Source organism: Corynebacterium sp. HMSC074C11, from assembly GCF_001809455.1.
Lineage (GTDB): Bacteria > Actinomycetota > Actinomycetes > Mycobacteriales > Mycobacteriaceae > Corynebacterium > Corynebacterium amycolatum.
In genome coordinates this window covers 90374-103017 of sequence record NZ_KV797722.1, presented here as the reverse complement: position 1 = coordinate 103017, position 12644 = coordinate 90374, and the positions used below count along the sequence as shown (strand labels likewise).

General features: G+C 60.7%; 12 protein-coding genes. 6 read left to right on the top strand and 6 right to left on the bottom strand.

Annotation, left to right across the window (positions count from 1 at the left end; translation table 11 throughout):
- Window positions 1–8 precede the first annotated feature (8 nt).
- Window positions 9–2426 carry an ATP-dependent RNA helicase gene (locus HMPREF2614_RS01875; protein WP_070431856.1) on the top strand — a complete coding sequence of 806 codons (2418 nt, stop codon included), beginning with the start codon at window positions 9–11 and terminating at the stop codon, window positions 2424–2426.
- A 12-nt stretch (window positions 2427–2438) separates the two neighbouring features.
- Here HMPREF2614_RS01875 and HMPREF2614_RS01870 read toward each other — a convergent pair whose 3' ends face one another.
- Window positions 2439–3632 carry a glycosyltransferase 87 family protein gene (locus tag HMPREF2614_RS01870; RefSeq protein WP_246815661.1) on the bottom strand — a complete coding sequence of 398 codons (1194 nt, stop codon included), beginning with the start codon at window positions 3630–3632 and terminating at the stop codon, window positions 2439–2441.
- Between the two features lie 57 nt (window positions 3633–3689).
- On the opposite strand from HMPREF2614_RS01870, the gene HMPREF2614_RS01865 reads away from it, so the two are divergent.
- Together HMPREF2614_RS01865 and HMPREF2614_RS01860 are read left to right on the top strand one after the other, a co-directional pair.
- Window positions 3690–4412, top strand: a complete 723-nt coding sequence (locus tag HMPREF2614_RS01865; protein WP_070431854.1) for a YggS family pyridoxal phosphate-dependent enzyme — start codon at window positions 3690–3692, stop codon at window positions 4410–4412.
- Window positions 4413–4442: 30 nt separating this feature from the next.
- Complete coding sequence (locus tag HMPREF2614_RS01860; protein ID WP_016421777.1) at window positions 4443–4829, top strand: Rieske (2Fe-2S) protein; 387 nt, start codon at window positions 4443–4445, stop codon at window positions 4827–4829.
- Here the strand turns inward: HMPREF2614_RS01860 and HMPREF2614_RS01855 are convergent.
- Window positions 4820–6058: a Fic family protein gene (locus HMPREF2614_RS01855; protein WP_222867365.1), complete on the bottom strand. Its 1239-nt coding sequence runs from the start codon at window positions 6056–6058 to the stop codon at window positions 4820–4822. The two genes, HMPREF2614_RS01860 and HMPREF2614_RS01855, sit on opposite strands and share 10 nt — an antisense overlap.
- Window positions 6059–6241: 183 nt before the next feature.
- Complete coding sequence (locus HMPREF2614_RS01850) at window positions 6242–7450, bottom strand: MFS transporter (protein ID WP_070559959.1); 1209 nt, start codon at window positions 7448–7450, stop codon at window positions 6242–6244.
- Between the two features lie 106 nt (window positions 7451–7556).
- On the opposite strand from HMPREF2614_RS01850, the gene HMPREF2614_RS01845 reads away from it, so the two are divergent.
- Both HMPREF2614_RS01845 and HMPREF2614_RS01840 read left to right on the top strand, forming a co-directional pair.
- Window positions 7557–8774: a saccharopine dehydrogenase family protein gene (locus tag HMPREF2614_RS01845; RefSeq protein ID WP_038627174.1), complete on the top strand. Its 1218-nt coding sequence runs from the start codon at window positions 7557–7559 to the stop codon at window positions 8772–8774.
- Entirely contained in the window at window positions 8771–9622 is an 852-nt protein-coding gene (locus HMPREF2614_RS01840; protein ID WP_070559956.1) for an SDR family NAD(P)-dependent oxidoreductase, read from the top strand. Before HMPREF2614_RS01845 ends, HMPREF2614_RS01840 begins: the two co-directional genes overlap by 4 nt.
- A 13-nt stretch (window positions 9623–9635) precedes the next feature.
- Here HMPREF2614_RS01840 and HMPREF2614_RS01835 read toward each other — a convergent pair whose 3' ends face one another.
- Window positions 9636–9971 carry a YciI family protein gene (locus HMPREF2614_RS01835; RefSeq protein ID WP_038627170.1) on the bottom strand — a complete coding sequence of 112 codons (336 nt, stop codon included), beginning with the start codon at window positions 9969–9971 and terminating at the stop codon, window positions 9636–9638.
- A gap of 394 nt (window positions 9972–10365) precedes the next feature.
- On the opposite strand from HMPREF2614_RS01835, the gene HMPREF2614_RS01825 reads away from it, so the two are divergent.
- Window positions 10366–10701, top strand: a complete 336-nt coding sequence (locus tag HMPREF2614_RS01825; protein WP_038627166.1) for a type II toxin-antitoxin system HicB family antitoxin — start codon at window positions 10366–10368, stop codon at window positions 10699–10701.
- A gap of 29 nt (window positions 10702–10730) precedes the next feature.
- Here HMPREF2614_RS01825 and HMPREF2614_RS01820 read toward each other — a convergent pair whose 3' ends face one another.
- Both HMPREF2614_RS01820 and HMPREF2614_RS01815 read right to left on the bottom strand, forming a co-directional pair.
- A complete protein-coding gene (locus HMPREF2614_RS01820; RefSeq protein ID WP_070431850.1) occupies window positions 10731–11231 on the bottom strand; it encodes a hypothetical protein in 501 nt (166 codons plus the stop codon).
- 78 nt (window positions 11232–11309) lie between these two features.
- Window positions 11310–12638, bottom strand: a complete 1329-nt coding sequence (locus HMPREF2614_RS01815; protein WP_070559954.1) for a PepSY-associated TM helix domain-containing protein — start codon at window positions 12636–12638, stop codon at window positions 11310–11312.
- Between the last annotated feature and the right edge of the window lie 6 nt (window positions 12639–12644).

Below are 12644 nucleotides of genomic sequence, written 5' to 3'. Positions count from 1 at the left end.
CCAGTTCTATGAGCACCGATTTCCAGTTCAATTTGCAGAACATTTCTGCAGGCCTGCCGTTCGCGTCGCAGCTCGCCTCGCTTGCCGACGCCGTGCGCGACCACGACGTAGTAGTCCAGGCCCCACCGGGTACCGGCAAGACCACTTTGGTTCCACCGGCGGTGGCCAACACCCTAGGCGGACGCATTGTAGTCACGGCTCCCCGGCGCGTGGCGGTGCGCTCGGCGGCGCGGCGGTTGGCCCAACTGTCGGGCACGAAGCTCGGTGGGGAAGTTGGTTACTCGGTGCGTGGCGACGCCAAAGTTTCCCACGCCACCCGCGTGGAGTTTGTCACTCCCGGTGTGCTGCTGCGTCGACTGCTGCGCGACGGCGACGTGGATGCCAGCGCGGTGCTCATCGACGAGGTGCACGAGCGCGGCTTGGACACCGACCTGGTGTTGGCGATGGTGCGCGACTTGCGGGATATCCGCGATGACCTGCGCCTTGTCGCTATGTCTGCGACGGTGGACGCACCGAAGTTCGCGGCCTTGCTCGGTGGCTCCACCCCGGCTCCCATTGTGGCGGCGGAGGCGGCAATCCACCCGCTGGATATTCGCTACTCGCCCTTCCCACAGCGGCTGGATGCGCGCGGTGTGACCGACGATTTCCTGCAGCACGTGGCAGCGCAGACCAGGACAATGGTGGAGGAAGCCGCCGGTGATGTGCTGGTTTTCCTCCCCGGGATCCGCGAGGTGGAACGCTGCGCAGGCTATATCGCCGACGCCTCAGATGCGACAGTGCTAACGCTGCATGGCCAGCAGAGCTCCGAAGAGCAGGACCGCGTGTTCCGTCGACAAGCGGACGGTAGGCGCGTGATTGTGTCCACCGCGATTGCGGAATCATCCGTGACCGTGCCGGGCGTGCGCGCCGTTGTCGACGCCTGCCTCACGCGCGGGCCGCGACTCGACATCGCGCGTGGCTTCTCCGGCCTGGTCACCAGCTCGTGTGCGCAGTCCTCCGCGAACCAGCGCGCGGGCCGTGCGGGACGTGAGGGCCCGGGCATCGTGGTGCGCTGCGTCTCTCAGTCGGAGTTCGCGTCCTTTCCCGCCTGGCCCGCGCCGGAAATCGAGGTCGCCGACCTGACCCAAGCGCTCCTCGACGCCGCCGCGTGGGGCACGCCAGGGATGCAGGGACTCAGGCTTCTCGACACCCCACCACCCCACCACACGGAGGCTGCAAACCGCATTCTCGCTGGCCTGGGTGCTGTTGATGAGGCCGGTGACATCACGGAGCTCGGACGCACCCTGGCTACCCTGCCGGTGCATCCACGCATGGGACGCGCGCTGCTGACCGCCACGGCCATGATGCCGGAGCACGCCGGCGCGGTCGCACGCGCGGTGGAGAAACTCACCGATGCCCGCGGCTTGGCCAAGCAGGTGCGCCGCATTGAGCTGGATACTGAAGCCCCCGCCAACCTGCTGTCCTCGGACATCCCCGCGCTGGTCACGGCCCTGGCCTGGCCGGATTTCATCGGGCGACGGCGCAGTGCGAACTCCGACAAATACCTCTTCACCGGCGGCACCGCAGCGGAACTCGCCCGCGGTTCTGACTTGCACGGCCACGAGTGGATCGCGGCCGCCGACATCTCGCGGCTCTCCCACGGCGGCGCGCTAATCCGCGACGGCGAGGCGATCGACCTGGAAATTGCCATGCTCACCGCCGGCCACCTCGCCCGCACAGAGACCACGGCGCGCGTCGAACAGGGCCGCGTTCGCGCCCGTGAGCGCGACCTGCTCGGCGCCATCGAGCTGTCCTCCCGCCAGGTCTCCCCGACGCCCGAGCAGTGCATTGCCGCCAACTCCACCTGGCTTGCCGGCACGCTTGCCGACGCCAGCCCCAACCTCGACCGCGACACCGAACAGCTCCGCCGCCGCATGGCCTTTCTCCACACTCATCGCGGTGCCCCATGGCCGGATGTCTCCCCCGCAGGGCTTGCGGCCCAGGCCGAGCTCCTCTTCGCTGGCGAGCTGGACCGCCCGACCCCTCCGACTTTGGATGCCGAGCACCTCCGCCGCCTGCTGCCCTGGCCGGAGGCCACGGACTTCGACCGGCTGGTGCCCGAACGCCTGGAGGTCCCATCCGGTTCTAAGATTCGCCTGGAGTACCCGGAGGACCCCACCGACGAAGAGGCGCAGATTGTCCTGGCTGTGAAGTTGCAGGAGTGCTTTGGCCTGGCGGAGACCCCGCAGGTATTGGAAAAGCCGGTGACAATGCACTTACTGTCACCGGCTCAGCGACCACTCGCGGTCACTGGAGACTTGGAAAGTTTCTGGAATGGCGCCTACGCACAGGTTCGCTCCGAGATGCGGGGCCGTTACCCCAAGCATCCGTGGCCGGAGAACCCGTGGGAGGAGCAGGCTACTGCGAGAACGAAGCGCCGTCGTTAAGCAGGCTCGTCGTTAAGCAGCTGCCTGCGCCCGCACGCGACTGGGTTTGTACCAGAGGTAGATTGCGTAGCCCAGGCAGGTGAAGAAGAGCACGCCGCCCATGATTCCCTGCATGTTGCCGTAGAACCACTGCCCCACGCCCGCAGCATGGCCGAAGTCGTTGCCCACGAAGACCTTGTACGGCGCCCACCAATGGGCGATCATGAACAAGGTGCCGACAACGATGTTCCCGATCTCGCGAACGAAGAGCACCAGCGGCACAAAGACCATGACAATCGACCAGTGGTGGCTGACCGCGTACGGTCCAGCAAAGCTGACCGCCAGCGCGACGAAACCGAGGGCTGCGACCTCATAGCCATCGCGATGGTAGACCCACGCCACGAAAGCGGCAGCGATGGCGCCAAAGAGGAAGAAACCGTAGATGCCAATATCGAGCGCAGTGCCCTCCACCCCGGCGCGGGCGAGCAGACCACTGAACGCCTGGTTGGCCTCGTAAGCCGGGGCGCCACCGCGGTTGCCGGCGAAGAACTCATCGGTCCAGAAGTAAATCGACTCTTTAAAGCGCACGGCGAAACCAATGGCGACGGTCACCAGGAACCAGCAGAAGCTCTTGGCCACGGCCGCAAAGTCACGGCGCATGAGGAACACCAGCGCATATGCCGCAGGGGTGATCTTGATACCCGCCGCGATACCCACGCCCAATCCACGTAGCTTCTTGGGCAAAAAGCCCAACACATCGGAGACCACCAGCAGCGCGAGGAAGACGTTGATCTGCCCGAAGAGCACGTTAGCGCGCAGCGGGTCGAGCAGCATCACCACCCCGAGCAGGCAGGTAGCCATCAGCTTCGGACACTCAGAGCCGAGACGAGTGAAGACCATCCACAGCATCGCCCACACCGCCGCCAGCGTGGCGAACGTCCAGATGATTTGCAGGGTGACCGGCCCCGCCCAGGTCAGCGGGTAAAACAGCAGCGCTGCAAACGGTGGGTAGATGAAGCGGAAACCCGATCTGGTGGGAAACTCTGGGGAGTAGAGATCCTGGTCTCGTCGTATCGCCCAGCCGGCGTCTTGGAAGACCTCGAGGTCCATCATGTAGGCAGTTGCCGCAAGATAGATGAAGTCGATGACAACGACCAGCGACACCAGCCCAAATACAATTGCCAAGATCCGTCTCTGCATGACGGAAAGCGTCGAGAGTCTGTCCATGAGCATGATTCGACACTACCGCACAGTTCTTCCTACTCAGGCCTTAGAGTGGGAGGTATGTTCGTGGAAAACTATCGCAAGGTTCGCTCCGAGATCGACGACGCTTGCCGACGAGCCGGGCGTCAGCCCTCCGAGGTCCGTCTGCTGCCCGTCAGCAAGACTGTGCCTGTCGACGCCCTGGTGGAATCCTGGCCGGAGCTCGCGGCAGCCGGCTGCGCTGGCCTGGCGGAAAACCGCGTCCAGGAAGCGGTGGCCAAGGCGGAGGTATTCCGGGAGGCCTTCAGCGAGAAAGGACCACATATGGCCATCATTGGTCCACTGCAGACGAATAAGGCAGGCCATTTAGTCAGCTGTGCTGATGAGTTTCAGGCGCTGGACCGACCGAAGGTGGCCGGAGCGCTGCAGCGCCGCTTGGCTGATTCCGAGCGCACACTTGATGTGCTGATTCAGGTCAATGTCTCCCGCGAGCCGCAGAAGTCGGGCCTGGCGCCGAGCCACGCAGCGGAGTTTGTCCGCATGTTCGGCCCCGATGGCGAGTACCCGAACCTGCGCCTGCGCGGGTTTATGACCATCGCGGCCCAGAATGACCCGAATGTCCGCGAGACCTTCGCGGAGCTGCGCGATCTGCGCGACAGTCTGCTCGGGGATTTGCCGGAGGGTGTCAGCCTCGACGAACTGTCGATGGGTATGTCCGGCGACTACCGCGAAGCCATCGCCGAGGGAGCGACCACCGTGCGTGTGGGACGCGCTATCTTCGGTGAACGCTCGTATAAAAAATAAAGGTAATCAAATGAAGGTAATCTCAGTGCCATGAGTTCTGATGTCTCCCCGTGCTCCCGTCGTCGTTTCCTCCTGGGAACTGCCGCCACTGCAGCTGGCGCACTCGTAGCCGCTTGTGCACCAAAGTCTGCGGTGGAGAAAGTTGACGCTGCCGACATTCCGGTTGGCGGCGGTGTGGTTATCGGCAATTACGTCGTCACGCAGCCGGAGGAGGGCAAGTTCGCCGCTTTCTCCAGTTCGTGCCCGCACCAGAATGGTCGCATCACTGAGGTCAGCAATGGTGTGATGATTTGCCCGAACCACAACTCCCACTTTGATATTGCTACTGGTCAGGTTGTTTCTGGCCCCTCACGTAAGCCCGCTGGCCAGGCTCCGCTGTCGGCCGATGGCACTGAGCTGATTGTGGGTCAGAAGTAGGCTCCGGAAACAGATTCATGGTCGGCAGGTTCAAGGCCTAAGAGATCTACTCCCGCCGGTGCCAGCTGGAATCGCAGCGGGCGGCGGCTCGTGGGCATTGCCAATCCTGCCGCCTCTAACTCGGCGAGATACTTTCGCGCTGTCCGCTTTTCCTTGCCGACGGTGTCAGCGACGTGTTCGAGCTTGATTCCATATTCGGGTCCGAACAACCGACCCTGTGCCAGGACGTATAGCGTGCCAATCTCGTTTCCTGTAAGCGACACAGGCAGCACCCGCTCGGGCGAGTTAGATAGCTCAGCTATCCGCTGTTCAAGCCTTTCGCACTGGTAAGACTTCATCTGCAGCTCTTCCAGCAAATACTGCTGTGCATTCAGAATGACATCAGCCATCGCCTCGACGAAGAAAGTGACTTCGCTCCGGTTCATTGGGTCTTCCGTAGTGGTAAAAGCCTTGTAATACTTCGTTTTATCCTCAGCGAGTTGGCGGGAAATAGTCAGCGCAGTTGCGGTCGAGAGTGCCTCCCGCAAAGCCACGGACAGTAGAAAACGTCCCATCCGGCCGTTGCCGTCATAAAACGGGTGAACGAATTCGAACATGAAATGGCTTGCCAAGATTCGAATCAGCCGATTGTCCTCTGCGGAATTCACCGTTGCCAGGAACTCATTGAGGAGTTGGTGAATGGCAGCTTCGCTTTCAACACCTCGATGAACCTGTTGTTGCCCATCGGTAATCGTGACCGTTGCTGCCCTGAAGAGCTCACCGTCTAACTCATCTTCGGCGGCAATCTCATCGCCGAGAAGCTGATCGTACTGCTGACGGATTTCTGTGAGCGTTGTCGGAAACTCAATCCGCTCATCGTTGGCCAACCGGAAATAGAGCTGACTGAGTTCATGGAAGCGCTTGTACTGGGTTCCCGAAGTGTTGTCCAACGCCTCCGCGACTTCTCGCCGTGTGGAGTGGATTCCCTCAATTTCATTGGTGGCTACCACCTCGGCCAGGAGCAGATTGAAAAGATAGTGAGTCCGCGCTGCACCCGGCAGACGATTCCACAACTGTGAGATCTGTAGCTCTAGAGACAGAATCTTTTCAATCTTGGCCGCGAGATCGCTTGTAATGCAGCAAAAGAGCGGCCACTGCCCCAGCGGAAAGTGCCACTGAATCGTCGACGGGGAGTCTTTGCGTGACTGGTATTCGCCTTCCACTGTCTGTTCCGCATCATGTGCGGACATGTGGAAGATCCTCTTAAGCGGATAGTGCTTCACGGCGAGCTCCCTTCTTTCCCCGGTGTTCTTTACATGATGCTTTTTACATATAGTGCCCTAAAAACTAACCCTTAATGTAAAAAATCACTGTTTTTTACATTAAGGGTTCTTTACGCGGTGCCTAAATGCGCTATGTTGCCGATATTGCCCCTACCGCCGCGGCTTCAGCCCCGCCACAGCACACGCGCCCGCGACGAAGGACAGCGCCACCAGCCACGGAATCAGCCCTGCCCACTCAAAGCGGCTGAACACCATGCCGGATACCCAACCGACAATCGATGAGCCCGCATAGTAGCTGAACAGGTACATCGATGACGCCTCGGCGCGGTCGCGCTGCGCCACCAGCCCCACGCCGGACGAGGACAGCGAGTGCGCCACGAAGAACGATGCCGTGAATACAAGCACGCCCACAACCAATGCGGGCAGCCACGGCAGCAGCGCCAGCCCCAAGCCCACGCACGCGGCCAGAGTCGCAATGGCGATGAGGCGACGGCGGCTCACCGTCTTCGCCCACACGCCCGCGCGTGCCGACGACCACGTGCCCGACAGGTAGAGAATAAATACGAACCCTGCCAGTGCCGGGGAGAGCCCGAACTTATCGCCCAGTCGGAAGCCCAGGTAGTTGTACAGAGAGACAAACGACCCCATAAACAGGAACGCCAGGGCGCACAGCGCGAGAATGCGCGGGTCGCGCAAGTGCCGCGCTATGGCCTGCCCCTCCCCTGCAAACGACAGCTGCTTCGGCTGGAACCTACGCTGTTGAGGCAGGAAGTACCAGGTCAGAATGGCGAAAACAAACGCCACCGTCGCCGAGACCGCAATCGCCATCCGCCAAGAGGCGAACTCCAGCACAATGGACGGAATAATACGGCCGAGCAGACCACCGACCGTCGTGCCCGAGATATACAGCCCCATCACGCGACTGACGTGGTCGGCGTGGACTTCCTCACTGACATAGGCCATAGCCACTGCGGGAACACCGGCAATGACAATGCCCTGCAGCAGGCGCAGCGCAATCATCGAACCGATGCCCGGCGCGATTGACACCACGAGCCCCAGCAGCGTTGCCACAAATGCGCTGATGACGATCACGCGCCTGCGTCCAAAGCGTTCGGACAATATGGACACCGGGATAATCGCACAGGCCAGACCACCGGTGGTGGCGGATACCGTCAGTGCGGCGGTGGCTGGGTCGACCGATAGCTCGTCGGAAAGCGTGGGCAGTAGCGCCTGCGTTGCGTAGAGCGCTTGGAACGATGCCAGGCCGGCGAAAAGCACAGCGATAAGCGCGCGGCGGAATCCGGGATCTTCTGGCCGCAGTCCTTCGATCTGTTCGGGGTTTTCGTTAGCGCTAGTCACTTGTCCTACGTTAGCCCTCCCTCCAAACCCCTCGCTGAATACACCAAACCAAAAAACCTTTTTAATTCGCCCGCGGTATCGCTTTCGTTTTATTAGTTTCGTAGGCATGACTACTTCTTCCGCACAGCCACAGGGTCGCAATCACGACCGCGAGTACGACATTGTCGTCTACGGTGCCACGGGTTTCGTGGGCCGCTTGATTGTGGACTATCTGGCTAAACACGCCGGTCAGACAAAGGTGGCGCTCGCAGGTAGGAATGCTCAGAAGCTTGCCGACGTCGCGGAGAACGCAGGCGTATCGGACTGGCCGGTCATCGTTGCGGATGCCGCCGACCAGCAGGCGGTAGCTCAGCTTGCTGCCAGTACAAAGGTGGTGTTGACCCTTGTTGGACCGTACGCAAAGTACGGCCGCACCCTGGTGGCCGAGTGCGCCAAGGCCGGCACTCACTACGTCGACCTGTGTGGCGAAGTGCTGTTCGTCCACGACTCCATTGCAAACAACCACGAGGTGGCGCAGCAGACCGGAGCGAAGATTGTCCACTCCTGTGGCTTCGACTCAATTCCCTCCGATGTCGCTGTCCGCGAGCTCCACGAAGCAGCTCACACCAAGCTCGGTGAGACAACCCTGCTGTTCAAGCATGTCAAGGGTGGCGTCTCCGGCGGCACTATCGATTCGGTCCGCGTTCAGCTTGAACAGGCCAAGAAGGATCCCAAGCTGCGTCGCATCATCGCCGATCAGTACGCGCTGGCTGAGCCGGGACCCGACCAGGGTAAGTTCGGCGTCGACCTGCGCCCGGCGCGCTTCCGCAGCCACTGGCGAGCCCCCTTCTTCATGTCGCCTTTCAACACCCGCATTGTTCAGCGCTCAGCGATGCTGGCGGATTACGGTGATTCCTTCCGCTACCGCGAACTACTCAATGTCGGCCGCGGTCCGAGGGCTTTCGTGCGCGCGAATGCTTTCGCAGCTGTCTGCAGGTTGGCGCTGGCGGCGATGGCATTTGGGCCGACGGCCAAGCTCATTGATAAAAAACTACCGAAGCCGGGCGAGGGCCCGAGCGCTGAAGCACAGGCCGAGGGCCGCTTCACCATCGAGGCCTACACCGTCGATACCTCCGGCATTCACTGGCGTTCCAAGGTGTCCCTTGAGGAAGACCCAGGGTACACAGGCACCGCGATTATGATTTCCAGCGCCGCCCTCGCGCTCGTCCACGACGATCTGCCGGACACCACTGGCGTGCTCACTCCTACTGTCGCGCTTGGCGACGCCCTGTCCCGCCGTCTCCGCGCTGGCGGCATGACCATTGAGACGGTGCAGGCTCGATGATTGGTGGCCTGACCGGTGCTTTTGTGAATCTCACCCACGGACCGAAGCTGCCGAGTGTAGGTGGTGGCCGTGCGTTAGTGACCGGCGCTTCCTCCGGCATCGGCTGGGCATGCGCGGAGGCACTGGTCAAGGCCGGTTTCGAGGTCGTTGGCACGTCCCGCAGAGGCGCCGATGCGCCACACCCCGAGGGCGTGCAGATGGTGGCGCTCGATATGTCCAGCGCTGACGATATCGCCGCTGTGGTCGCTCACGGGCCTTACGACGTCGTCGTCGCCAACGCCGGTGAGAGCCAGTCGGGTGCTTTCGAGGAGCTACCCCGCGAGGCGCTTGAGCGTCTCTTCCAGGTCAATGTTCTGGGGCAGGTGGAGCTGTTACAGCGACTGCTACCTGGCATGCGCGAGGCCGGTCGTGGCCGAATTGTGCTGGTGGGCTCGATGCTCGGCGGGTTACCGCTGTCCTACCGTTCTTCCTACGTGGCGACCAAGGCCGCTATCCGCGGCTTTGGACTCTCGCTGCGCGGTGAAGTCGCGCAGTTCGGTATCGGCGTGACCGTTGTCGAGCCGGGTGCCATAAACACCGGTATTTCTGCACGTCGGACGACATATAGCGATGAGGGTTCCGTTTACGCTGCTGATGTCCACCGCATGCTGACGAAGTTGAATGCCAACGAGGAAGGGGGCATTCCCGCTTCCGAGATTGCGGAGGTAGTGATGCGCGAGGTGGCCGCCGAACGACCCTTGGCCCTGGTGGCGCGGGGGTCGTCGGCAAGCGTGGCGGTGCCCTTCATGCGGCGGATCCCGACGCAAGCGATGTTGACCATCATGCGCCGGGTGCACGGGCTGCGGTGAGTTAATCGGCGTGCTATTCAGCGATAGCGCGCATCTCGACGGCCTGCGCACACGCCTCCGCGGCTTCGTGGGCTAGGTTGATGGCCTCTTGCTCATCTGCGACTTGGACAATCCAAAAAGCCGACGGGAACGTCATCGCGTTGTAATACGGCAAATCGCTATGTGAACCATCCGGCAGCACCGTCATGGCATCCTCTGGCGGAACCAGCCCGCCGGACATAACCCAGTGGCCTTCGTCCTGCAGCTTCTGATTGAAGCGTCCGATTCGTTCAAAGGCAGCGTGCATTTCCTCATCAGAGTCATACGCGTTGATATCTCTGCGGCCATGGACCGTGAAAAAGTACTGCACACCAAGCTCCTGAGTTTCGTTTTGCTAAGTGTACCAGATTGGATGGGGTTGGCATTGGGGAATTTTTGGGGAATTTTGGCTTTGGTCGCTGGTTACCCTTTGACCGGAGTGGTACTACAGGTGGTACTATCAAAGATGTGGGGGACAAAATAGAAAAAATTCTTACATCTATGCGCGCTTCAAACGCCAACGTTTCTTACCAAGATCTGAAGAAGGTCTGCGACTTTTACTTCGAACGACGCCCTTCGCGCGGGGGCGATCATGAAACATACAAAACACCGTGGCGCGGCGACCCTCGAGTCAACATTCAAAACCGAAATGGGAAAGCTAAGCCCTACCAGGTCAATCAAGTACTAGCCGCCGTCGACAAACTTCTACTCGAAGGAAAATAACAATGTCTTATCCTGCTGAAAAGTACACCTACCAGGTCTTCTGGTCAGAACCTGATCAAGAATATGTGGCGACGGTACTGGAGTTTCCTTCACTGTCGTGGGTAGCTGAAAACTCGTCGGAAGCGGAACAAAAACTTCGAGACCTCGTTACTGAGGTTCTTATGGATATGGAAGCCTCCGATGAAGCAGTCCCAGAGCCCTTCGGTCACCGTTCCTACTCGGGGCGATTCAACGTCCGAATCCCCAGTTCACTGCACCGGAAACTGGCAATGGCAGCTGCCCGCGAAGGAGTCTCGCTCAATACTTACGTAGCGCAGACACTCGCAGGCGCTGCATAGGTTTTGATCGGGCGTTTTGCGGGCAGGGCCTAGTTTTGTTCTTTCGCCAATTCCTGTTTCGCAGTGGCGGCTCGCTGTGCCCTGATCTCCGCTACCTGCTGCTTGCGGGTATTGAACCCCATGCGCCACGGGGCGGCTAGACCTGACTCGGGGGCATGCGGGTTATCGCGCCAAGATTTGCCCTCGTTGTAGGCCTGCGCGCCCTCGCGGTATGCGGCAGATTGCTCGGCAAAGGTTGGGTACAGCTGTTCAGCAGCCTGTCTGGCCTGCGCACCGACAGCCTTCATTTTCGCGCGCAGATCCTTGATTTTGTCCTGAATCTTTTTGTTGTAGCGTTCCTGCTGCTCTGCAATATCGACGAGTGCCTGCTGCTCGGTGATGGGGTCGAACGGGGCTTGGCCTGCCTTGTCGTAGGCTTCCTTAGCACGCGGGGTGCGCTCCCAATCACGCAAAGACGGGTTATAAACGCACCAATCTTCCTGGCCGTCGTCTTTGTAGATACTGCCGTTGTGATCCCAGTACTTCGTCATGCGTTTACCCTTCTGAGTGTTTCTGTGGGTCTTACTACGCCGTTAGGTACAGGGAACCCGAGGGCGACAGAACCTACGCTAACCTCTCCGGAGCTTCCGCCAGGCCCAATCAATAATCACGAAGCCAACGAGCGTCACACCGAACAGTGGTGCAACTACCGAGTAGGCAATCAACAGCGCCACAACAGCCGCTGCGACACCCGGGCGAATGTCCCGCCAGCGCGTTGGCGCCGGGAGCCTACCAGGACGACCACCGCGACCGCGCCCAAACCACATGGCGTACCCGCGCACAATCATTGCCAGCAGAGCAACACCGATAAGCGCCAGGACCAGCTGATTCACCCACCCGAACAGGATTCCCATGTGCGCGTTAATCAGCCATTCGGTCAGCTTTGCCGGCAGCGGCCAGTCCGCAAAATGAATCCGGTCAACCATCGCTCCGGTCGACCCGTCAACGGTGACGGTCTCAATGCCCATCCGCCATTCCTCGCGGGCTTCCTTGGCCATCCACACCGTGCCAGCTTCCGGTGGTGTCAGTTCGACTTTCCCGGACAGCCCCTCGGCACGTGCGAGGTTCATAACACTATCCGCCTCTGACCAGTCATAATTCGCTGGAGCAGTCGCAGTCACAGCTGGTTTCGGCGCGTACCAGTCCATCGTCTCACGTAGCTTTGCGATGCCGGTTCCAGCCACCCACGACCACGTCAGGCCGGTGACGGTCAGGAACAAAAGTCCAACGCTGACCGCCACACCAACATTCGCGTGACGACGCATATGATGCGCCCTCTTACTTGTTCCCTGTGTCCGCTTGCGGCGCGAACGGTCCCACCAGAGCCAGAGGCCACCAATAGCCAGTGCGCCCATCCAGGATGCTGCTGTCTCAGAGTAGAGGCGACCAAAGTTGCTATCAATCCAGAGCCTGCGGTGCCCTTCCGAGATCCAGGCCCGCAGTGGCAGCGCCGCCGAGGAACCGTATTGCACCAGGTCACCCTTGATGCTCAAGTCGCCTGGGTCGACGAACACCGCATGTCGGTAGGACTCCGACTTCAACTGCTCATCATTGAACATGACTCGCGTTGTCTGCCCCGGCTTTTCCGGGACCTGCACTGCGGTCACCGGCAGCTCAGGATGCACGCGCTGCGCGACCTCAACCTGCTTTTCCAGAGGCTGTGCGGGAAGGCTTGAAGTTGCAGTTAGTTCTTCGTGGTAAACCACCTTTTCTATGCTCGGAGCGAGGGCATATGCCACGCCTGTGATAGCTGCAATAACGAGTAGCGGCGCAACGAGGATGCCTGCAACGACATGGATTCGGTGCAGTAATGCTCGTGGTCCACCATTTTTCTGAGTCTGTGCGACGGGGTTTGCGGCTGGCGTTCCAGCGGCATCGCCTGTGGCTATTGAAGTCATGCTCTA

Bases quoted from the DNA above. Each gene is read 5' to 3' on its own strand.
- HMPREF2614_RS01875 (WP_070431856.1), top strand. From the start codon at position 9: ATGAGCACCGATTTCCAGTTCAATTTGCAGAACATTTCTGCAGGCCTG.
- HMPREF2614_RS01825 (WP_038627166.1), top strand. From the start codon at position 10,366: ATGTCTTATCCTGCTGAAAAGTACACCTACCAGGTCTTCTGGTCAGAA.
- HMPREF2614_RS01860 (WP_016421777.1), top strand. From the start codon at position 4,443: ATGAGTTCTGATGTCTCCCCGTGCTCCCGTCGTCGTTTCCTCCTGGGA.
- HMPREF2614_RS01840 (WP_070559956.1), top strand. From the start codon at position 8,771: ATGATTGGTGGCCTGACCGGTGCTTTTGTGAATCTCACCCACGGACCG.
- HMPREF2614_RS01845 (WP_038627174.1), top strand. From the start codon at position 7,557: ATGACTACTTCTTCCGCACAGCCACAGGGTCGCAATCACGACCGCGAG.
- HMPREF2614_RS01865 (WP_070431854.1), top strand. From the start codon at position 3,690: ATGTTCGTGGAAAACTATCGCAAGGTTCGCTCCGAGATCGACGACGCT.
- HMPREF2614_RS01815 (WP_070559954.1), bottom strand. From the start codon at position 12,638: ATGACTTCAATAGCCACAGGCGATGCCGCTGGAACGCCAGCCGCAAAC.
- HMPREF2614_RS01870 (WP_246815661.1), bottom strand. From the start codon at position 3,632: ATGGACAGACTCTCGACGCTTTCCGTCATGCAGAGACGGATCTTGGCA.
- HMPREF2614_RS01820 (WP_070431850.1), bottom strand. From the start codon at position 11,231: ATGACGAAGTACTGGGATCACAACGGCAGTATCTACAAAGACGACGGC.
- HMPREF2614_RS01855 (WP_222867365.1), bottom strand. From the start codon at position 6,058: ATGTCCGCACATGATGCGGAACAGACAGTGGAAGGCGAATACCAGTCA.